Consider the following 19397-nt stretch of genomic DNA (forward strand, 5'->3'; position numbering starts at 1 on the left):
CTAAAACAATTCGATATCATGATGACTGGCAGCCACCTCGGCCTGCTGTGGCTGACGCAAGGCCTGCAATTGCAAACGGCATTGTTCGCGCACGGCGGCCAGCTTCTCGCCACTACCCGATGCGGACAGCAGCTGCGGTGCCAGTTGCTGCAAAGCCTGTAGTGTTGAAACACACTGTCCGGCGCGGCCCAGCATCTGGCTCAGGCGGTCCTGAAACTGCAAGGAAGTAATCGCCACATTGGTACTGTGCTCCACCTGCCCGGCAATACCGTTCAGTTGCGTAACCGCCTCTTCCATTCCCTGGCTCAGCTCGTTGATCTGGCTCATGGTGTGCTGCACACGCATCTTGGCCTCCAGCACATAACTCATGTCATGCGATGCCAGCGCTGCAATACTGGCATGCGCTTCTTCCACCATTTTCTGTACAGACAGCATGGTCTGGCTGATCTGCTCGTTGAAATCATGCGTACGCAGCGACAGGGCACGGACTTCGTCGGCCACCACGGCAAACCCGCGCCCTGCCTCACCCGCACGCGCCGCCTCGATGGCAGCATTCAGTGCCAGCATATTGGTTTGCTTGGAAATGCCGTCAATATCCGCCAGGAAAGCGTGCACACTGCGGATTTTTTCGTCGATTTCGGTCATGTGGTTGACCTGCACGATACTCACCTGGCTGGTGCGCAGCGTATTTTCCACAAAGATTTCCAGCGTGGCATTGGTGTCATGGGCAAAACGCTCGAAGCTGGCGGTATGCTGGTTATCGCCCCCCTCCTCGGCCCCGATCATGCTAATGGCGATATGCTGCTGTGCCTTGGCGTGCCGGGTAATGCTGCTAAAGCTGTCCAGCAGGCCCCCGATGGCCTCTTGCAACAAGCGGTTAGCTTCTTGCAGCTGCCCTTCCAGCTGCTGGCACTGCTCGGCATACGCTTGCTGTAGCTGTAGCCACAGCGGCTCAATCTCTTGCCACGCCGCCCGCACCTCTGCCTGTTCATCACGCTGCTGCGCCTGCACCGACCGCGCCGACCGCATGCACCAGCCGACAAGCAACAGCACCAGGGCGGTAAACCCGCTATGCAGCCATGCGGCCAACCATCCCTGCTGTGCCAGCAAGGCTGCCGACAAGTGCCATGCCAGCACGGCGAACAGTGCAAGGCCCAGCAAAACGGCCTGCTTTTTGTGAGACATGCTCCCCCCTCTGATTATTTGCCGCACAGCACGGTGATCCTTTCTAGTATTAGACCATGCAAGCAGTGCGACGCAGCTTATTGCCTAGATGGCACGACACGTCCCGCAGTATCTGTCATAAGTGGTCGTACTATCGTCACGATAAGGCTGGTTAATACCCTTGCTAATGCATACAATAACCATACCGCATACAACCCACCCTTGCCAGCCGCTACGACTAACCACGCAAAGGCCAACCATGTCTGTCACTTTCCATATCCGGGAGCAAGAGGCCACCATCCAGGTGCACGGCCATTTCAACTTTTCCCAACATGGGGCATTTCGTGATGCCTGCAAGGCCGTGCTGGCACACCAGGGGGTCAAGTCGGTAGAAATCAACCTGATGGAAGTAGACCATCTGGACAGCTCGGCGCTGGGCATGCTGCTGGTGCTGCGCGACCAGGTAGAAGAGCGCCGTATTCAACGGCTGCTGATCAGCAATGCCAAACCTGTGGTTCGCCAGATTTTCGCCATTGCCAAATTCGACAAGTTTTTTGAAATAGACTGAAAGCCAGCCAACATGCAAACCCTGAACGTGCTGGTAGTCGATGACAGTAATGTAAACCGCCTTGTAGTAAGCCGTCTGATTCAGTCTCTGGGCCACCAGGTGGTGACCGCCGAGGATGGTGCCCAGGCACTGGCATGCTGCGAAACCATGCTGCCAGACCTGATCCTGATGGACGTCATCATGCCGCAGATGGACGGCCTGGAGGCTACCCGTCGCATTCGCGAGCGTTTTAACAAGCGCTGGATTCCCATCATTTTCCTGACCGGTAAAATCGAACAGGAAGACATGCTGGCGGGCCTGGACGCCGGCGGCGACGATTACCTGACCAAGCCGGTAGACATCAAGCTGCTGACCGCCAAGATCCGCGTGATGTCGCGCATCGCCGACATGCAGCAGCGTATCAGCCAGGATGCCCAGCGCCTGGAAGCCTACTATCTCAGCAATGAGATGGAACAACAGCTGGCCGAACACGTACTGCACAACCTGTACGGCGATCGTAGCCAGACTGGCATAGAACAATGGATCCAGCCTGCCGTACAGTTCAGTGGTGACATCATTACCGCCGCGCGTTCCCCTACCGACACCCTGCACATCATGCTGGCCGACAGTACCGGCCACGGGCTATCTGCTGCGATTGCCTGCCTGCCTGCGGCCACGGTGTTTTATGCCATGACGCAAAAAGGCTTTGGCATCAACGCCATCGCGCGCGAGATCAATAAAAAGCTCAAGCAACACCTGCCGGTTGGCCGCTTTGTCGCCGCGACACTGGCTGCCATCAACCCGCAGGAAAAAACCGTCACGGTGTGGAATGGTGGCATCCCGTTTGCCGCTTTCATCAACGAGCGAGGCCAGATCGAGAAACAGTTCCAGTCCAGCAACCCGCCGCTGGGCATTTTGCGCAATATGGACTTTGATGCCGGCGTCGATGTCTACCGCTGGTCCGAACCGGGCCGGCTGATGATCTGCTCTGATGGCCTGACCGAAGCCAAAGGCGCACAGGACAATATCCTGTCACTGGATACCCTGTGCAGCATGCTGGCCAGCCCGTCTAGCCAGCCAGCCATTGGCCCGCTACGCGAACAGGTGCTCGCCCACTTGGGCGGGCATGAAAACGCCGACGACATCTCGCTGGTGCTGGCCCCCTGCACCGCCAGTATCGGCCCGGCCAAACCGGCCACACAGGGCACGGTGTTTACCCAGCTAAGCAACTGGGAGCTACGCCTGGACTTTGGCCCCAAAGAGCTGCGCGAGGAGCTGGGCATGGCCACCCTGCTGGGCTGGCTCAACCAGATCGGCTTATCCGAAGGCCAGCTCAGCGACCTGCTGCTCATTGTGACCGAGCTATTCAACAACGCGCTGGACCACGGCGTACTGGGGCTGGACTCCAGCGAGAAGCACTCCAGCACCGGCTTCACCAGCTATCTGATGAAACGTGCGGGCAAGCTGTTCGGGCTGGAGCACGGCTGGATACAAGTGGCCATGTCGCATGTTACCGGCGAAGACTTCCCCATTCTGAAACTCTGCATTCACGACAGTGGCCAAGGCTTTGATGCCACGCCTTTCCTGCACGGCGAGCCGGACCACACCGCCCTGCACGGGCGCGGCATCACCCTGGTAAACCGGCTATGCCGCAGCGTGCGCTATCTGGAAAACGGTAGCCGTGTGGAAGTGGAATACGTACTACGCTAAGGCGCGGCTTGTTATCATGCCGCCCGATAGCTTTCTCACCCCAATCCTCAGCATGCCGTTTACCCTGCCACAGCCCGGCCACGCCGAGCTGGATATCAAGAAAAGCCGCTTTATTGCCTGCGTCGAAGCCGTACCCAGCCGTGCGGCCGCCCTGCAGCGGGTAGCCGAGCTCAAAGCCGCCCACCCTGGGGCTGCGCACGTGTGCTGGGCCCTACTGGCAGGCGGACACTCTGCGGCCAACGATGACGGCGAACCCTCAGGCACGGCAGGCCGCCCCATGCTGGATGTGCTACGACACCAGCAGCTGGAAGGCGTGCTGGCCACGGTGGTGCGCTACTACGGCGGGGTCAAACTGGGCGCTGGCGGGCTGGTCCGCGCCTATACCGATGCCGTTGCCCAGGCGCTGGCACACTGCGCGCGCGAAGAACAGGTTGCCATGCTGACCTTGGGCTGCAGCCTGCCCTATGCACTGGAAGGTACGGCACGGCGCCTGCTGCATAAGCACGATGCCACCCTGCTGGCAGTACAGCATGCGGCCAACGTGACCCTGCAATTCAGCCTGCCCGCACAGGCCGCCGACACCCTGCGCCACAGCCTGAACGAGGCCTGCCACGGCCAGCTAAGCTGGCTGGATACGCACTGACACCCCACTGCCGCGTGCACAAAACAAAACCCGCCGTGGCGCGGCGGGCGAGAGAGCGGCGGGTCGGGTGGGGGCTAACCAGATGGCCATAACCCTGCGCAGCCAACACTAGCGGTTTTTCTGCTGGCGATAGGCCACCACCATCTGCACCAGGTCAGCAATGGAACGCACCCCCATTTTGTCCATCATCTTGCCACGGTGTGCTTCCACCGTTTTGATGCTGATACCCAGGTCGTCGGCAATGATCTTGTTCATCTTGCCTTCGATCACGCGCTCCAGCACCTCGCGCTCGCGCGTGGTCAGCGTAGCCAGACGTGCCTCGCACTGGCCGGCCTCCTGCGCGCTTTGCGCCTGGTTGGCCGCACTGGCCAGCGCACTGTCGACCGCCGCCAGCAGGGCTTCCTGATTGAACGGTTTTTCCAGGAAGTCATGTGCGCCCCGTTTTACCGCCTGCACCGCCATGGGCACATCGCCGTGGCCGGTAATGAAGATCACCGGCCAGGTATTGCCACGCGCTTGCAGCTCGTCGTAAAGCTGCAGCCCGCTCATGCCCGGCATGCGGATATCCAGAATCAGGCAGCCCGTCCCCTGTGCTGGGCGATAGCTGTGCAGAAAGCCTTCGGCGCTATCGTGGCAGTCAATATTGTAGTCGTGGCTTTCCAGTAGCCACAGCAAGGAATCGCGAAAGGCCTCGTCGTCGTCCACGATATGGATGCGTATGTTCTTGGCTACGGTCATGGCTCAAACACCGGCAATGTGAAACGGAAAATAGTACCACCCAACGGATGATCTTCCACTGAGAGTTGACCCTGATGAAACTCCACAATCGAGCGGCAGATATTCAAGCCCATACCCATGCCGTCGCGCTTGGTGGTAAAGAAAGCGTCGAATAACTGCGACTTCAGCGCGTCCGGCACGCCATGGCCGCGGTCTACAATGGCCACCTCGATACGCTTGCTGTGCTGGCGCTGCACGCTGATTTCCAGCTCGCGCTCGTCGGCAGGCAGCTGTTGCATGGCTTCCATGCCGTTCTTAATCAGGTTCAGCAGCACCTGCTCGATCAGGATCGGGTCAACGTGTACCGGCGGCAAGTTGGCCGCAAGATGCACGTTGATGGTACTGCCCAGCCGCCGCGCCTCTATTTCGGCAATCGCCAGCGCTGCGTCGATAATATCGCCCACTTCGGCTTCTTTGCGTACAGGCTCGCTTTGCTTCACGAATTCGCGCACGCGGCGCACGATCTTGCCGGCGCGCTCTGCCTGGGCGGTGATTTTTTCCATCACGGGGATGAGCGAAGCCGGTGTAGCCTTGCCCTGGCGTAGCCGCTCCACACAGCCGGCCTGGTAGTTGGCGATGGCAGACAGCGGCTGGTTCAGCTCGTGCGCCAGCGTGGACGCCATTTCGCCCATGGTAATCAGGCGCGAGGTGGCCTGCAGCTTCTGCATCTGCTCGGCGTAGCGCTGCTCGGCGTCGTGCTGCTCGGTGATGTCGGTCAGGATCAGCATCTGCACATTGTGGCCATCCACCCAGCGCACCGCGCGGCTGCGCAACAGGAACCAGCGCCCCGGGTCGTCCAGCCATAGCTCCTGGTCGGTATTGGCGTGCTGCAGCATCTGGCGCAAGCGCAGGTCGCAGTATTCGTACTCGTGCTCCTCGCTGGCTGCGGCCAACCATTGGCGGTAGCGTTTATTGCAGAACAGCAGCTGCTGGGTGTCGGGCCGCACCACGGCGACTGCAGCGTCTAGGCCCTCGATCACCGCGATAAAGCGCTCGTTGGCCGCCTCCAGCTGCTGCTGTGCCTCGCGCTTGTCGGTCATGTCAGTGAGAGCGGCCATCCAGCCGGTATGCACGCCATCGGCGTCGATCAGTGGCGAAATCAGCATCTGGCCGTAAAATTTCTCGCCACTCTTGCGCTGCATTACCGACTCGAACAGCTGCTGGCTGTTATCGCCCGACAGCGTCTGGCGCAAAGCATCGTAATTCAACTGCGCCACATCCGGCGACCAGTACGGATACGGCGGGCGCAGGCCAATCAACTCGTCTTCACTAAAACCGGTAATGCGGCAAAACGCCGGGTTCACATAGCTGATCTGGCCATCCAGATCGATGGCACGGATGCCGACGACCAGCGAGTCCTCCATGGCCTTGCGGAACATATACTCGTGGCGCAGCGCCTGCTCGGCCTGCTTTTCGGCGGTAATGTCGCGGCCGGACAAATACAGCACGCCGGCATCCAGCAGCGGGCTCATGGCCCAGGCCAGCGACAATACGCGACCATCACGATTCAGCATGCGCGTTTCCACGTAGCGGTCTACGCTGCCGGCTTCCAGCAGCTGGCGAATCAGCTGGCGGGTGGGCTCGCGCTGCTGCGGGTCGACGTAATTCAGAAACGAGGTCCCCTGCAGCTGCTCGGCGCTATACCCCAGGCCCTGCACAAACGCCGGGTTGATGTGCAGCAAGGTGGTATCTTCCCGCATCACCCCCAGCCACTCGCGGGACAGCTTGTATACCCTGTCCCGCTCGCGCTCTGCTTCGATCCGGCGGCGGATATGCCGAGACAAGCTAAACAGTGACAACAGTGTCAGCACGGACAGGCCGGTAATCAGCCCAAGCTGGATCAAACGGTTTTTATCGACATCACCGCGCACCGGGCGGGCCACCAGCGCCAGCGATGTGCCGCCCAGGCGAATGCTTTGCGTTACCCCCAGCGGCGGCTGGCTCTGCGCATTACGCGCCAGTGTCAGGCGGCCGGATTGCAGCGCCAGATGGTATTTTTCGGCAAACCAGGACGGCGGCACGCGCCGTACAAACGCCCCCGCCTGATAAATGCCAATCACCATGCCGCGAAACTGCGTGTCGCGGTATACCGGCACCATCAGGTCGAACCGCCAGTCGCCGCCCTCGCTTTGATAAGGCTCGCTAAAACGCGGGTGGCCGTCGTTGCGCGCCGCCAGGTAAGCCGCCACGCGCTGGCCGGAGATACCGGCACCGGCCGACAGGCCAGATTCTTCATACGGCGCCACCCAGCGCACAAGATAGCTGGCGTCGGCCAGCACCACGGCCGCCATCTCCGGTGTATTACCCAGAAACTGCGAGGCCTGTACCAGAAAACCCGGCTCATCCAGCTCTTCGCGGCCGATATCGCGCGCAATTTGGGCCAGCTCGGCCTGGTGCCCATCCAGGCGCAAGCGCATGGTCTGCTCGGCCCACAGCGTGTCCTTGGCCAGGTCGGTACGCTGCTGCTCGCTCTCGCGCGCATCCAGCGTCCACAACATCACCGCCATGGTCAGGAAAAACAGCACGATGGTACTGTTGGGCATCAGCCGGTAAACCGGGCTGCGCCGCAGCGAGGTATAAAAGCGGGAAGTGCGCATGGGCAAGACGGGTTGGCCGCAGGGGTCGATGGAATGCGATAATAAGCGCCCCCTAGCGATAATGCCATCAGGAGCAGCCCGTGCGCCGTCTGTTAAGCCTTTGCCTGTTGACGCTGGCCAGTGCCCACGCGGCGGAGCCTATCCGCATCGGCCTGTCCGGCCCGTTCAGCGGCGGCTCGTCCCCGATGGGTCTTTCCATGCGCAACGGCATCCGTCTGGCGGCAGAGGACATCAACCGCCAGGGTGGCCTGCTGGGGCGGCCGATATTGCTGATAGAGCGTGACGACCGCGGCCGCCCGGAGCTGGGCCTGCGCATTGCCGGTGAGCTGATAGACAAACAGCGCGTGGTCGCCAGCGTGGGCTTTGCCAATAGCGGCGTGGCATTGGCCTCGCAGATACGCTACCAGCAGGCGCGCATCCCGGCCATCACCGCGGTGGCGACTGCCCATATCATCACCCAGCAGTTCACCCCGCCCCGCCATGCGGCCAACTATGTATTCCGTGTGGCGGCGTCCGACAGCCTGCAGGCACCGCTGATCGTGCGCGAGGCGCTACGCCGTGGTTTTACCCGTGTAGCGGTACTGAGCGACAACAGCAACTACGGCAGGCTGGGCAAACAGGACTTGCTGAAAGCCCTGGCACAAAAAGGCCTGAAGCCCGTTAGCGTCAACCAGTTCAACAATGGCGAGCTGGACATGAGCGTTTACCTGAACCAGGCGCGGGCAGCCGGCGCACAGTGCATTCTGACTTACACCATCGGGCCCGAGCTGGCACAAATTGCCAATACGCTGGCGCAGATGGAATGGCGCGTTCCCATCATTGGCAGCTGGACGCTGTCTATGTCCAACTTCATCGAGAATGCCGGGCCCAACGCCATAGGGGCGCGCATGGTGCAAACCTTTATCCAGGATGGCAACACGCCGCTGCGCCTGCAGTTTATCAACCGCTACCTGCACGCCAACGGCGGCCTGCGCATCCCGTCGCCCCCTTCTGCCGCCCAGGGCTACGACAGCATGCTGCTGTTGGCCGCCGCCATCCGGCAAGCCGGCAGTACCGATGGCCCGGCCATTCACCACGCGCTGGAAAACCTCAAACAGCCGGTGGCCGGCCTGATTACCACCTATCGCAAACCGTTTTCCCGCACGGACCACGAGGCCATCGAGCTGGACGTACCGGTGATTGGCGAGGTACGGCAACAGCAAGTCATGTACGCCTACCCGCAAGACCGCCAACGCCAGCCCTGACGCGGGGGGTAATAAAAAAGCACCGCGCTTGCGGTGCTTTTTTATTACCGGTTGGCCGCAGCTTAGCGGCGCTCCTGCGTGAGCAGGTAGGACTCCAGTGCGTGGCCGGCAGACAGGATATGAAAGCGCAGAAACTCGGCCGCCTCATCCGCCGCACCCTTGCGGCACAGGTCCAGCAGCTTGCTATGCTCTTCGTGGGCACGCTCCATGGTGCGGGTAAACAGAATCTGCATGCGGGTATAGCGGTCGGTTTTGTTATGCAGCTGCTCGATCAGCGCCATGGTATTGGGCCGTTTGGCGGCACGGTACAGCGCCAGGTGAAAGCGCGAGTTCAGCTCGCCCCAGTGGCGGATATCATTGGTGGCCAGCGCCTGCTCGAATTCGTTCAGCGTGGCTTCGGCTGCATCGTGGTCGGCAGCCACCTGACAGGGAATGGCAGCCCGCAGCACTTCGCTTTCCAGCATGGCGCGGATTTCCAGCAGTTCCAGCACGTCATCCAGCGATAGCTTGGACACCAGCGCACCCTTGTGATCAATGATCTGGATCAGGCCTTCGGCCTCCAGCTGGCGCAGCGCCTCGCGCACCGGCACGCGGCTGACGCCATATTCATTTGAGAGTGCTTCCTGACGCAGCTGCTGTCCGTCGGCAAACTCGCCCGAAAGAATGCGCTGACGCAAAGACTCGGTCACGGCGCTGGTAAGGGTTTGTCGCTTGATGGGCTGCATAGTGGTCATGGTCACGCTCTGGCTATCGGATACATGCAAATGTATTCGATTATACGGTTAAATACGCGTGCGACAAGAGAATACAGAAAAGGGACATCGAATTAGCAGAAGTGCATAGCAAAACAGCACAAACAAGGTGCGGATGCCCTGCAAAAGCCGGCCAGACAAAACTGGCGGACAAAGAAAAACCCGGCCACACGGGCCGGGTTTATTCTGGGGTGGATGATGGGGCTCGAACCCACGACAACAGGAATCACAATCCTGGACTCTACCAACTGAGCTACATCCACCGCTGAGCGGTGTGTCTGACGCACTAAAGCGGCAAACCGAATTTTGGGGTGGATGATGGGGCTCGAACCCACGACAACAGGAATCACAATCCTGGACTCTACCAACTGAGCTACATCCACCACAGATACTGCATTTCTTACTACCACATCGCCACTGGCGCGCCCGACAGGAATCGAACCCGTAACCCCCGGCTTAGAAGGCCGGTGCTCTATCCGGTTGAGCTACGGGCGCTCTATCGGGTGTGGCTGTGGTCGGGGCGGTGGGATTCGAACTCACGACCCTCTGCTCCCAAAGCAGATGCGCTACCAGACTGCGCTACGCCCCGACGACAGGAGGCGAAATATACAGGGCTGTTTTATTGCTGTCAACACCCAATGCTAAAAAATTGCATACACAAGCGTCTCGCTACAGGCGTGTGCCGGTAAAACACGACAGCCCCGGCTGCTGCAATGCAAAAAAGAATGCATCACAAGCCCTTGAAGCGATTGAGCAGATACCCCAAAAAATGAGAAAATCCGGCTTTCGTTCACTTCTAACCTTAATGGTGGATAGCAGCATGGCGGCACAACTCATCGACGGCAAGGCCGTTGCCGAAACCCTGATCAATCGCGTACGCGTGGGCGTGGACGCCCGCCTGGCCGCAGGCAAACGCGCCCCGGCTCTGGCAGTGATTCTGGTCGGCGACGATCCGGCTTCCGGCATTTACGTAAATAACAAGAAGCGCTCCTGCGAAAAGGCGGGCGTGCGCTCCCTGTCTTACGAGCTGCCAGGTAGCACCAGCCAGGAAGAACTGCTGGCCATCATCGACCAGCTGAACGCCGACGACAGCGTAGACGGCATTCTGGTGCAGCTGCCACTGCCCAAGCAGATCGACCCGCAGCTGGTGATCGAGCGCATCAACCCCAAAAAAGATGTAGACGGCTTCCACCCCTACAATATGGGCCGCCTGGCTATCAAGATGCCGCAGCTGCGCCCGTGCACCCCGCGCGGTGTGATGACGCTGCTGGAAGAGTACAACATCGACCCGAAAGGCAAGAATGTGGTGATTGTGGGCGCCTCCAACATCGTTGGCCGCCCGCAAGCCCTGGAAATGCTGCTGGCGCGTGCCACCGTTACCGTGTGCCACAGCGCTACTGCCGACCTGGCGGGTGAAGTTGGCCGCGCCGACATCGTGGTGGCGGCCGTGGGCATCCCCAACTTCGTGAAAGCCGCCTGGCTGAAGCCGGGTGCGGTGGTAATCGATGTGGGCATCAACCGCCTGGACAGCGGCAAGATTTGTGGCGACGTAGAATTTGACGCCGCACGCGAAGTGGCCAGCTATATCACCCCGGTACCCGGCGGTGTCGGCCCGATGACCATTGCCACCCTGTTGCAGAACACGCTGGATTCGGCCAATCTCAACGCCTGACGCAGACACCGTACCCGCACGCCGCCGTCTGCCGCTGCAGCCGGCGGCGTTTTTTATCTGCCCTCAAGACAAAACCTACAGACAAAGAGTCAAACCATGAGTAATCGCCATTCTGCCACCCTGCTGATCAGCTGCCCGGACAGCCACGGTCTGGTTGCAGCCATTGCCAATTTCCTGCTCACCTATAACGCCAACATCCTGCACGCCGACCAGCACCAGGACCCGGTAGAAAATCTGTTCCTGATGCGCGTACAGTGGGACCTGAACGGTTTCAGCCTGCCAATGGACAGTTTTGCCGCCGCCTTTGCCCCCATCGCCGAAAAGCACAATATGCAATGGCAGGTATCGCTGTCGGTACGCAAGCCGCGCATGGCGATTTTTGTCTCCAAATACGAACACTGCCTGGTCGACCTGCTGCACCGCTACAGCATCGGCGAACTGGACTGCGACATCCCGGTCATTATCTCCAACCACGAAGATTGCCGCCGCCTGGCCGAATTCCACGGCATCCCCTACCACGTGATTGCCGTCACCAAAGACAACAAGGCCGAAGCCGAGGCACGCCAGTGGGCGCTGCTGGAAGAAGCCGAGGTCGACCTGATCGTGCTGGCGCGCTATATGCAGGTGCTGTCGCAAAAATTTGTCGAGCGCTACCCGCACCGCGTCATCAATATCCACCACAGTTTCCTGCCGGCATTCGATGGTGCCAAACCGTACCACCGTGCCTTTGCCCGCGGCGTGAAGCTGATCGGTGCTACCAGCCACTATGTCACCGAAATCCTGGACGACGGCCCGATCATCGAGCAGGAAGTCACCCGCATCTCGCACCGCGACGACGTGGAAGACCTGATCCAGAAAGGCCGCGACCTGGAGCGTGTGGTGCTGTCCCGTGCCGTGCGCTGGCACCTGGAAAACCGCATCCTGGCTTACAACAACAAGACCGTGATTTTTGACTAAGCCATGAATCTGCCACTGATCCACGACGCCATCGACCTGCTGCGCCTGCGCGTTGGCCGCCTGGAACAATACCAGTACCCGCTGGGCCAGCTCATGGGCGTATTTACCGCACTGGGCATCATGTCGGCCGCCGCCGCCCATGCCGATGGCGCCAGTGGCGACCCGCTGGCACTCACGCTGTTCTTTACGCTGTATACGCTGATGGAAACCTCGCTGTACGCCACCTTCATGCGCTGGTGGTTACGGCGGGCAGGCTGCCTGGTCGAGTTCCCCTTGATAGGGCTGATTGCGGCGGCCAGCCTGATCAAGCTGCTGGACCCGCTGGTAAGCTGGCTACCAGACGATGTGGCACACGGGCTGTCGCTGGTACTGGGCGCGGTCGCGCTGTATATCGTGGTAAAGGCGCAGGCGCTGACCACCGGCGCCAGCGTGTTGCGCGTGCTAGGCGGCACGCTGCTGTTTTCGCCCGTAGCCATCATCCTGATGGTGAATATGGTCACGGTAGCGGCCAGCATGGGTGTGGAGGTGTTCCCGCCCGAGCTGATGCAGGCCGCCACGCTGCAACCTGGCGATAGCGCGCCTTAAGCACACGCCTCTGCAAAACAAAACGCTGCCCCAGGGCAGCGTTTTGTTTTGCTTCGCCCGCTCAGGGCTCCTCTTGCGGGCTGGCGGCCAACGCTGCGGCCAGTGCCTGCCGTACCGCTTGCGCACTGAAAGCGCTCTGCCACATGGCGTGAAACTGGCCATCACGATAAAGCGCAAAAGCCGGCAGCTGAAACAGCTCGAAGCGGTGCGCCAAGGCCTGCGCGCGCACAACATCGGCATACCACAGCTGCACCCCCTGTTCTGCCAGCCATCCAGGCAGCTGCGCCAGCCACCCACGGCAGGCACCGCAATGCGGCTGGCCGAACATCACCAGGCTTACCCCGGGGGCGGCGGCCAGACTGGCATCAAAACCAAACTCATCCAGCGCTTGCCAGGTCATGCTTAGTCCATCTTGGCGATATAACGCGCCAGCTGCAGAATGGCGCGCACGGCATCGCTCTTCGGGCCTTCTTCGCCACGCAGCTTGGCGTAGCGGCGCAAAATGGCGCGGGACTCCACATGCACGTCCATCTCACTATCGGGCGAGGTAATCAGCGTCATGCGCGCCCCACCCTCCTGCATGCGTGGCTGGCCCTGGGCAATGCACAGGTAAACCTTGTGGGCGTTATGTTGGGTAATGTGATCGTACAGGTACAGCATGGAGTTGATGCGCAGGCCGGTCTGGTCGCGCACCTGGCGCAGCAGGGCCTGCGAGCGCAGCTCACCACGCTGCGATACACCGCCAGGCAAGCTGAACCGCCCACCGGCAGAAGCCGTCATCAATACACCGTCGGGTAGCTCGATAATCGCCGTGGCACGGCGGGGCAAGGTAGGGGAAAGGCGGGATTCAAAACGGTTTTCACGCGTAAAACTCATAATATGCAGGTACAACCCAATAGATGAAAGAACAGAAGAAACAATAAAATGGTGCAGGCCTATTTTAATCAAGCACTTGGCGAGCGGCAAATACCGTCCGCATCAAAGTGCGGCCAACAGTTGGTTTTTACGCCGCTTTCGGTAACAATCGCGCGCCCAGCCTAACACGATACGGATGACCCCATGACCTCACCTGCTCCCACCCCCAGACCGCACCGCGTCGCCGTGATTGGCGGCGGCCCCGCCGGCCTGATGGCTGCCGAAACGCTACTGGCAGCAGGCGTACAGGTCGATGTCTTTGACGCCATGCCCTCGCCCGGGCGCAAATTCCTGCTGGCCGGGGTAGGTGGCATGAATATTACCCACAGCGAGCCACAAGCCGACTTTTACCGCCGCTATGGCCCGCGCGAGGCGCAACTGGCCCCGATGCTGGACGCCTTCAATGCCGACGCGCTGCGCAGCTGGGTACACGACCTGGGCATCGACACGTTTGTGGGTAGCTCGGGCAAGGTATTCCCGCGTGAAATGAAAGCCGCCCCGCTATTGCGGGCCTGGCTGGCCCGCCTGCGCGAGGCGGGCATGCAGCTGCACGTACGCCACCGCTGGCAGGGCTGGCTGCCCGATGGCCGCTTGCGCTTTGGCACACCGGCTGGCGAAGTACAGCTCACGGCTGACGCGGTTATCCTGGCACTGGGCGGCGGTAGCTGGGCCAAGCTGGGCTCGGATGGCCGCTGGCTGCCCCTGCTCAATGAAAAAGGCGTCGACACCCGGCCACTGGCCCCCTCGAACTGCGGCTTCGACCGCCCGTGGAGCGAACACTTTGCCAGCAAGTTTGCCGGCCACGCGCTAAAAGGCGTGACTGTGCATTTTGCCGACGCCTGCGGCCAACCCAGCCAGCGACGCGGCGAGTTTGTCGTGACCGCCACCGGGGTCGAAGGCAACCTGATCTACGCCTACAGCGCCGCTATCCGCGACGCCATTGCCCGCGATGGCCACGCCACCATCACGCTGGATCTGCTGCCAGACCGCAGTCCAGAGCGCCTGCTGGCCGAGCTGCAACGCGGCCGTGGTGCCGCCTCGCTGGCGAACCATCTACGGAAACAATGCGGACTGGATGGCGTAAAAGCGGGGCTGCTGCGCGAACTGCTGGATAAAGACAGCTTTAACGATATGGCGAGCCTGGCACAGGCCATCAAGGCACTACCACTCACGCTGCACGCAGCGCGCCCCATCGACGAAGCCATCAGCACGGCAGGCGGCGTACGGTTCGAGGCGATGGATGAGCACGGCATGCTGAAAGCCCTGCCCGGGGTGTTCTGCGCGGGAGAAATGCTGGACTGGGAAGCGCCAACCGGCGGCTACCTGCTGACGGCCTGTTTTGCCAGCGGTCGTGCCGCAGCACAAGGTGCCTTGTACTGGCTAAAGAGCAGCAAGCTCTAATCACCTACCGCCTGGATGGCCGCGAGCGACGAGCCGTACTGTTGACGGTAAAAGCGGTCCAGCTGCCCGCTACGCTGCCAGCGCAGCGCTTCTTCATCCAGCGCCTGGGCAAAGTCGGCCAGGCCGGGGCGCACGGCCACTGGCTGATGCATACTGGCGGCGACCGGGTGTAACACGCGCATCTGCCGTCGACTTTGCAGCGGCAAACTGGACACAACGTAGCGTTCATCATCAAACACCACATCGACTTTATTGCGCATCAGCAGGGTAAACAGGCCATCTGCGTCGTAAGCCGGCACGCGGGACCAGTCCCGCTGCAATACCAGCCTGTCCGGGTAGCGGTAATGCTGCCCCCACCCTACGCGCAAACCCGAAAACTGGCCCAGACCCGTGAACGTCTTATGCGGGGAGTGATAGGGCACCATGGCGCTCAATACCCAGAACACCATGGGTTGCTTGGTCAGCAGCCAGCCATCGAGCTGCTCTTTATTCGGCGTAAAGGCCAACGCATCCGCCCGGCCAGACGCCGCCAGCCGGCGGCAGGCTTGCAGTGACAAAAACTGGTATTGCACGTGCCAGTGCTGCTGGCTGGCCGCTTGCGCAATCCAGCTGGCAGCCATGCCGGCAACGCGGCCAGCATCATCGCGATACAAGAATGGCGGCCAGGACTCGGCACACACTTTCACTACAGCGGCATGTGCTGCTGCAGGCAAGAGTAAAGCCGTGATGACCAGTCTATGCAACAACATACCTGCCCTTTTCTGCGTTGCAGGCACACGGTTGTGCCGAATCCAAGAGGCTCGCTACCGGCAGCCTGCACAGGTGCTGTTGCGAACAAATAAGCCAGATCTATCGTTTATATTACACACTTCAATACTGAGCACCGCAATATGCAGTCTGCGCAGCATTTGCCATAGCAATAAAATCATTAGAAAAAAACGGCCAACCCGAACAGGTTGGCCGCATTGATTTTGAAACCTAGCAAAACTCACAGTGCACGACAACACTATTGCGAGCTATTTCTGAAACAAAGAACCGGGGTCAAAGCCGACACGGATTGCGCCCCAGTGGCGGTCATTGATCATCACGGGCAAGGCGATCTCGGACAAGATCTCACCGGTATCCCGCATATAGGTCTGTAGCAGGAAGGGCTGTTTGCTGCGCGCCGACTTCAAACCGGTCGGGTCATTGAAAATGCGCTTGTCTCGGCTACCGACCAGGTCCAGCTGCGGGTCGCCTGTCTGCGGTTTGGAGTAAAAACTGTTGTGCGTAGGCGCGTAGCCATTGTTGTCTACCAACAAACAGAAGCGCCCGCCGGTCACATTCTGTACCACCCGGTCGTACACCTTCTGCAGTGGCAGCTCCAGCTTGGTGTCGTACTGGGTGTGATACTTGGCCGGGTTGGTACCGGGAATGGGCTGATAGCGCTGGTCAAAAATATCACAGCCATTCTGCTGGGCCTGCTGCAGCAGCTGCACCAGCTCGCCACAGGCCTGGCGCGCCTGGCTAATGGTGTCATCCAGGATGCCTTCACCCAGCACAAAGCGTGCGACCAGCTCTTGTACTTCCTCCGCCGCACGCGACAAGGTGACCGAATCCTGCTCGGACTGCTTCAGGCTGCTGGAAACCGCGTCGCTCAAAGTGCTGATTTCGCCAACGTTGGCCGCGATCTGCTGGTTCGAGCTGGCAAACTCGCCCATGGTGGTGGCGATCTGCCCCATCCGGCTGGCGGTATTTTCGAAATCCCCCATCATGCGGCCAAAATGGTGCGAAGAGCGGTCTACCACCTCTCGTGCCTGCGCGGTATCACGCGTGATCACGGCGGTTTCGTCTTTGGTGTTTTGCACCAGGCTCAGCATGCCGTCGATATTGCCGCTGATTTCGTCCGTGGCTACCTTCACGCGCTCGGCCAGCTTGCGTACCTCATCGGCCACCACGGCAAAACCGCGGCCAGCCTCGCCAGCTCGTGCGGCCTCGATGGCGGCGTTCAATGCCAGCAGGTTGGTTTGTTCAGACACATCCTTGATCAAGTCGGCAATAGTCTTGATGCTCGCAGAACGGCTATTGAGCTCGTCCACCGTGCCGTTGAAGGTATTCACCCGCTGACTGACGCCACCGATCTTTTGCGCCGCATCCTGCAGCTCGGCATAAGACGCCCTGGCCACGTCCAGGTTATGCAGGGTGGTAGCGGAAATCTGCTGCGTATCCGCCGATACCTGGATAACTCCCTGGGTAGAGCGGTCGCTGGCATCGCTCACCTGCCCTGCCAGGGCAGCCTGCTGGCTGGCATGGGTCACCGATGCGCTGATGTGCTTGCGGGTGCGTGCCGAATCCATGGCAATGCGCATGGTCATGGTGCGGACATTGCTGATGATTTCGCGCATTTTCTGCAGAAAATCGTTGTAAGACAGCGACAAATCACGGATTTCATCGTAGGTGATGGTAGGAATCTCGCGCGACAAATCGCCCTCGCCAGCCCCGATCTCGCGGAAAATAGAAATGATCATCTTCAGCGGCCGCACGATCAGGTAACGCAGGTACCACACCATGAAAGCAATGAAAACCAGCGACACCGCCCAGATGGCCACCGACCAGTAAATGGTACGGTCCAGCAAGGCGTGTATCTGCTGCAAGCTATCCGCCCCCAGCTGCTGCGACGTTACCAGGCTACGGATTTCCTCAAGCGAATTATAGACATACGCAATAAGCACCAGCTGGAACAGGCTGATGAAGAAGAAGCTGCAAAGCTTTTTGGTAAGAGAATTCCAGAAGGTTTTCTCGATAAGGAAATAGGTCTTCCAGAACCACTCCATCACATGCTCTCCTCTTGCGTTTTTATTTCGGCTTTATCGCTTGCAACACCACTAATCTATACATGTTATCTATAAATTATTGCACTGACTATTCAAGAGCTGTTGAGAGTAGTCAAGCTTATGGCAGCCTTACCCACTCCAGCCAGTGCTCATCCGGATGAAATACCGGTAAGGATCCCGAAATCGGTGCCTGCTTTTGCAGCATAAAGTACGGGCTCAGAGACTGCTGCAAATTGAACAGCGAGGTACCAAACGGCGGGCCTTTGGCCTGATCGCGCAAAAAGAAGTAGCCCGCCAGCACACCGCCAGCGGGTATCAGCGCTGCCATGCGCTGCGCGTAACGGCCAGCTAGCGCCGGTGGCAAAGCGCAGAGGAATGCCCGTTCGTACACCCAGTCCCAGCTACCGGTAATGGCATCGCCAAAGAAGTCGGCTTCGATAATACGGGCGGTCAGTGTCGGGCACGCCGCACGAGCTCGTGCCACGGCAGCTGGACTAAAATCGAATGCCAGGGCATCACAGCCCTGCGCCACCAGCTGCTGCAACTCGTAGGCGCTGCCACAGCCAGGTATCAACACACGCTTTGCTGGCGTATTCGCCAGCAAAGCGCTGGCATGCTCGACAAAGCCTGCCGGCAGGCCCGCACTGTCCCACGGGGTGACTGCATTCTGATAGCGCGTTTCCCAGAAATCGGCCTTGCTGCTGTCTTGTGCCATGCTGTGCTCCATGATTAACCACCATGAACATAGCATTCGATAAACCCATGCCTCAATATAAATCTGTCACATAAGACTTGCTACCCCGCCAGCCAGGCAGATAACTGCTGCGGCCAACTGTCCAGCGACACCTCCAGCGCCAGCTCGCGCTCGCCATAGGTCAAAGGCAGCCAGCGCCGCCCCCCGTCCACATAAGGCTGCCCCAGCAACAGCACGCTGCCATCGCGCAGGGTAAACCTGGCGGACTCACTGCCAGCCTGTGACACCACTTCCAGATGGCCGCGTAGCGGGCGCACCACGGCCAACCAGACTTTGCGTACGGACAGGCAAGCCCAGCAGTGGTCTTTCTCTGCCTGGCTCAGCTCGCCCCAAAAACTGATCTCGCCAAAGGTACGCGCACAGCCGCGGCAGACATCGTCGCCGATGGCGGTAGAACAAATGCCAACGCAAGGCGTATCAGGCTGCGGGTTTAACGATGACATGTAATAATAAATTCATGTTTCTTGACGAATAACGCCATATGATTGATAAATAAATGTAACTAATAATACACACGCCCACACATGCAACGCGATGAATCTCTGATCTACAGCATCCTCAGAATGCTGCGCAGCCGCGCCCCCGGCAGCCTGGAAGAAAACCGTATCGTGAGTACGCTGGGGCAGTCCTCCCCCGGGCGAATCGCACACATCCGCGAGCAGCTGCAGTACCTGCACAGCACAGGCATGCTTAAACGCATCCTGGTCGCCAAGAACCGCACCGCCTACCAGCTGGACTGGCCAGGCTACGACTACCTGGACGGCGCCTGAGCGCGAATCCTGAACCTGAACGCCAAAAAGCTACCGTCGGCAACATAGCAGAAAGCAGCCAGCGCGCACCAGCCTGCCCACGTACGCCGTGCAGGC

Annotated in this window: 19 protein-coding genes and 4 tRNA genes; 9 read left to right on the plus strand and 14 right to left on the minus strand. The window is 60.0% G+C overall.

Annotation, left to right across the window (positions count from 1 at the left end):
* Positions 1-1185, minus strand: a complete 1185-nt coding sequence (locus ACZ9XP_RS01815; RefSeq protein WP_170253473.1) for a methyl-accepting chemotaxis protein — start codon at positions 1183-1185, stop codon at positions 1-3.
* A 238-nt stretch (positions 1186-1423) separates the two neighbouring features.
* Here ACZ9XP_RS01815 and ACZ9XP_RS01820 point away from each other — a divergent pair, with 238 nt between their 5' ends.
* From ACZ9XP_RS01820 to ACZ9XP_RS01830, 3 genes are read left to right on the plus strand one after another with little or no spacing between them, the layout of a single operon-like run.
* A complete protein-coding gene (locus tag ACZ9XP_RS01820; protein WP_170253475.1) occupies positions 1424-1732 on the plus strand; it encodes an STAS domain-containing protein in 309 nt (102 codons plus the stop codon).
* A gap of 12 nt (positions 1733-1744) precedes the next feature.
* Entirely contained in the window at positions 1745-3421 is a 1677-nt protein-coding gene (locus ACZ9XP_RS01825; protein WP_147682385.1) for a fused response regulator/phosphatase, read from the plus strand.
* 16 nt (positions 3422-3437) lie between these two features.
* Positions 3438-4064 carry a YigZ family protein gene (locus tag ACZ9XP_RS01830; protein WP_240803347.1) on the plus strand — a complete coding sequence of 209 codons (627 nt, stop codon included), beginning with the start codon at positions 3438-3440 and terminating at the stop codon, positions 4062-4064.
* 108 nt (positions 4065-4172) lie between these two features.
* Here the strand turns inward: ACZ9XP_RS01830 and ACZ9XP_RS01835 are convergent, their stop codons facing one another.
* Both ACZ9XP_RS01835 and ACZ9XP_RS01840 read right to left on the minus strand, forming a co-directional pair.
* The gene (locus tag ACZ9XP_RS01835) at positions 4173-4802 is read right to left on the minus strand and encodes a response regulator transcription factor (protein WP_147682386.1); all 630 of its coding nucleotides are present in this window, start codon (positions 4800-4802) and stop codon (positions 4173-4175) included.
* Positions 4799-7438, minus strand: coding sequence for a PAS domain S-box protein (locus ACZ9XP_RS01840; protein WP_147682387.1), 2640 nt, complete (start codon positions 7436-7438; stop codon positions 4799-4801). The genes ACZ9XP_RS01835 and ACZ9XP_RS01840 overlap by 4 nt, the downstream gene beginning before the upstream one ends.
* An 80-nt stretch (positions 7439-7518) precedes the next feature.
* Between ACZ9XP_RS01840 and ACZ9XP_RS01845 the strand changes: the two genes are divergently transcribed.
* Positions 7519-8682, plus strand: a complete 1164-nt coding sequence (locus tag ACZ9XP_RS01845; RefSeq protein WP_170253476.1) for an ABC transporter substrate-binding protein — start codon at positions 7519-7521, stop codon at positions 8680-8682.
* 62 nt (positions 8683-8744) lie between these two features.
* Here the strand turns inward: ACZ9XP_RS01845 and ACZ9XP_RS01850 are convergent, their stop codons facing one another.
* From ACZ9XP_RS01850 to ACZ9XP_RS01870, 5 genes are all read right to left on the minus strand, one after another.
* On the minus strand, positions 8745-9416 hold the full coding sequence (locus ACZ9XP_RS01850; RefSeq protein ID WP_017507024.1) for a GntR family transcriptional regulator: 672 nt from the start codon (positions 9414-9416) through the stop codon (positions 8745-8747).
* A 205-nt stretch (positions 9417-9621) separates the two neighbouring features.
* Positions 9622-9697, minus strand: a tRNA-His gene (locus ACZ9XP_RS01855).
* A 44-nt stretch (positions 9698-9741) separates the two neighbouring features.
* Positions 9742-9817, minus strand: a tRNA-His gene (locus tag ACZ9XP_RS01860).
* Between the two features lie 35 nt (positions 9818-9852).
* A tRNA-Arg gene (locus ACZ9XP_RS01865) sits at positions 9853-9929 on the minus strand.
* 17 nt (positions 9930-9946) lie between these two features.
* Positions 9947-10023: transfer RNA gene (locus ACZ9XP_RS01870), tRNA-Pro, on the minus strand.
* A gap of 231 nt (positions 10024-10254) precedes the next feature.
* Here ACZ9XP_RS01870 and folD point away from each other — a divergent pair.
* The 3 genes from folD to ACZ9XP_RS01885 all read left to right on the plus strand — a co-directional run bounded on the left by folD (position 10255) and on the right by ACZ9XP_RS01885 (position 12648).
* Positions 10255-11106: a bifunctional methylenetetrahydrofolate dehydrogenase/methenyltetrahydrofolate cyclohydrolase FolD gene (folD, locus tag ACZ9XP_RS01875; RefSeq protein WP_026107623.1), complete on the plus strand. Its 852-nt coding sequence runs from the start codon at positions 10255-10257 to the stop codon at positions 11104-11106.
* A 96-nt stretch (positions 11107-11202) separates the two neighbouring features.
* Positions 11203-12063 carry a formyltetrahydrofolate deformylase gene (purU, locus tag ACZ9XP_RS01880; protein WP_147684268.1) on the plus strand — a complete coding sequence of 287 codons (861 nt, stop codon included), beginning with the start codon at positions 11203-11205 and terminating at the stop codon, positions 12061-12063.
* 3 nt (positions 12064-12066) lie between these two features.
* Positions 12067-12648, plus strand: a complete 582-nt coding sequence (locus tag ACZ9XP_RS01885) for a hypothetical protein (RefSeq protein ID WP_465187893.1) — start codon at positions 12067-12069, stop codon at positions 12646-12648.
* Between the two features lie 61 nt (positions 12649-12709).
* On the opposite strand, the gene ACZ9XP_RS01890 is transcribed toward ACZ9XP_RS01885, so the two are convergent.
* Both ACZ9XP_RS01890 and ACZ9XP_RS01895 read right to left on the minus strand, forming a co-directional pair.
* On the minus strand, positions 12710-13048 hold the full coding sequence (locus ACZ9XP_RS01890) for a thioredoxin family protein (RefSeq protein WP_147684272.1): 339 nt from the start codon (positions 13046-13048) through the stop codon (positions 12710-12712).
* 2 nt (positions 13049-13050) lie between these two features.
* Entirely contained in the window at positions 13051-13524 is a 474-nt protein-coding gene (locus ACZ9XP_RS01895) for an NUDIX domain-containing protein (protein ID WP_026107622.1), read from the minus strand.
* Positions 13525-13707: 183 nt separating this feature from the next.
* On the opposite strand from ACZ9XP_RS01895, the gene ACZ9XP_RS01900 reads away from it, so the two are divergent.
* Positions 13708-14964 (plus strand): TIGR03862 family flavoprotein, encoded by a 1257-nt coding sequence (locus ACZ9XP_RS01900; RefSeq protein ID WP_147684274.1) that lies wholly within the window; start codon positions 13708-13710, stop codon positions 14962-14964.
* Here ACZ9XP_RS01900 and ACZ9XP_RS01905 read toward each other — a convergent pair.
* The 4 genes from ACZ9XP_RS01905 to ACZ9XP_RS01920 all read right to left on the minus strand — a co-directional run bounded on the left by ACZ9XP_RS01905 (position 14961) and on the right by ACZ9XP_RS01920 (position 18974).
* Complete coding sequence (locus ACZ9XP_RS01905; RefSeq protein WP_147684276.1) at positions 14961-15713, minus strand: transporter substrate-binding domain-containing protein; 753 nt, start codon at positions 15711-15713, stop codon at positions 14961-14963. The two genes, ACZ9XP_RS01900 and ACZ9XP_RS01905, sit on opposite strands and share 4 nt — an antisense overlap.
* Positions 15714-15980: 267 nt before the next feature.
* Positions 15981-17777, minus strand: a complete 1797-nt coding sequence (locus tag ACZ9XP_RS01910; protein WP_147684279.1) for a methyl-accepting chemotaxis protein — start codon at positions 17775-17777, stop codon at positions 15981-15983.
* Between the two features lie 118 nt (positions 17778-17895).
* Positions 17896-18492 (minus strand): methyltransferase domain-containing protein, encoded by a 597-nt coding sequence (locus ACZ9XP_RS01915; RefSeq protein ID WP_170253604.1) that lies wholly within the window; start codon positions 18490-18492, stop codon positions 17896-17898.
* Positions 18493-18572: 80 nt separating this feature from the next.
* Entirely contained in the window at positions 18573-18974 is a 402-nt protein-coding gene (locus ACZ9XP_RS01920; RefSeq protein ID WP_147684283.1) for a DUF1289 domain-containing protein, read from the minus strand.
* Between the two features lie 81 nt (positions 18975-19055).
* Between ACZ9XP_RS01920 and ACZ9XP_RS01925 the strand changes: the two genes are divergently transcribed.
* The gene (locus tag ACZ9XP_RS01925; RefSeq protein WP_170253606.1) at positions 19056-19301 is read left to right on the plus strand and encodes a hypothetical protein; all 246 of its coding nucleotides are present in this window, start codon (positions 19056-19058) and stop codon (positions 19299-19301) included.
* Positions 19302-19397: the final 96 nt, after the last annotated feature.

Source organism: Vogesella perlucida, assembly GCF_979366545.1.

Coding starts and splice junctions, on each gene's coding strand:
- ACZ9XP_RS01890 (WP_147684272.1), bottom strand. CDS start 13,048: ATGACCTGGCAAGCGCTGGATGAGTTTGGTTTTGATGCCAGTCTGGCC.
- ACZ9XP_RS01820 (WP_170253475.1), top strand. CDS start 1,424: ATGTCTGTCACTTTCCATATCCGGGAGCAAGAGGCCACCATCCAGGTG.
- ACZ9XP_RS01905 (WP_147684276.1), bottom strand. CDS start 15,713: ATGTTGTTGCATAGACTGGTCATCACGGCTTTACTCTTGCCTGCAGCA.
- purU (WP_147684268.1), top strand. CDS start 11,203: ATGAGTAATCGCCATTCTGCCACCCTGCTGATCAGCTGCCCGGACAGC.
- ACZ9XP_RS01895 (WP_026107622.1), bottom strand. CDS start 13,524: ATGAGTTTTACGCGTGAAAACCGTTTTGAATCCCGCCTTTCCCCTACC.
- ACZ9XP_RS01815 (WP_170253473.1), bottom strand. CDS start 1,185: ATGTCTCACAAAAAGCAGGCCGTTTTGCTGGGCCTTGCACTGTTCGCC.
- ACZ9XP_RS01910 (WP_147684279.1), bottom strand. CDS start 17,777: ATGGAGTGGTTCTGGAAGACCTATTTCCTTATCGAGAAAACCTTCTGG.
- ACZ9XP_RS01885 (WP_465187893.1), top strand. CDS start 12,067: ATGAATCTGCCACTGATCCACGACGCCATCGACCTGCTGCGCCTGCGC.
- folD (WP_026107623.1), top strand. CDS start 10,255: ATGGCGGCACAACTCATCGACGGCAAGGCCGTTGCCGAAACCCTGATC.
- ACZ9XP_RS01920 (WP_147684283.1), bottom strand. CDS start 18,974: ATGTCATCGTTAAACCCGCAGCCTGATACGCCTTGCGTTGGCATTTGT.
- ACZ9XP_RS01925 (WP_170253606.1), top strand. CDS start 19,056: ATGCAACGCGATGAATCTCTGATCTACAGCATCCTCAGAATGCTGCGC.
- ACZ9XP_RS01915 (WP_170253604.1), bottom strand. CDS start 18,492: ATGGCACAAGACAGCAGCAAGGCCGATTTCTGGGAAACGCGCTATCAG.
- ACZ9XP_RS01900 (WP_147684274.1), top strand. CDS start 13,708: ATGACCTCACCTGCTCCCACCCCCAGACCGCACCGCGTCGCCGTGATT.
- ACZ9XP_RS01850 (WP_017507024.1), bottom strand. CDS start 9,416: ATGACCACTATGCAGCCCATCAAGCGACAAACCCTTACCAGCGCCGTG.
- ACZ9XP_RS01840 (WP_147682387.1), bottom strand. CDS start 7,438: ATGCGCACTTCCCGCTTTTATACCTCGCTGCGGCGCAGCCCGGTTTAC.
- ACZ9XP_RS01835 (WP_147682386.1), bottom strand. CDS start 4,802: ATGACCGTAGCCAAGAACATACGCATCCATATCGTGGACGACGACGAG.
- ACZ9XP_RS01825 (WP_147682385.1), top strand. CDS start 1,745: ATGCAAACCCTGAACGTGCTGGTAGTCGATGACAGTAATGTAAACCGC.
- ACZ9XP_RS01830 (WP_240803347.1), top strand. CDS start 3,438: ATGCCGCCCGATAGCTTTCTCACCCCAATCCTCAGCATGCCGTTTACC.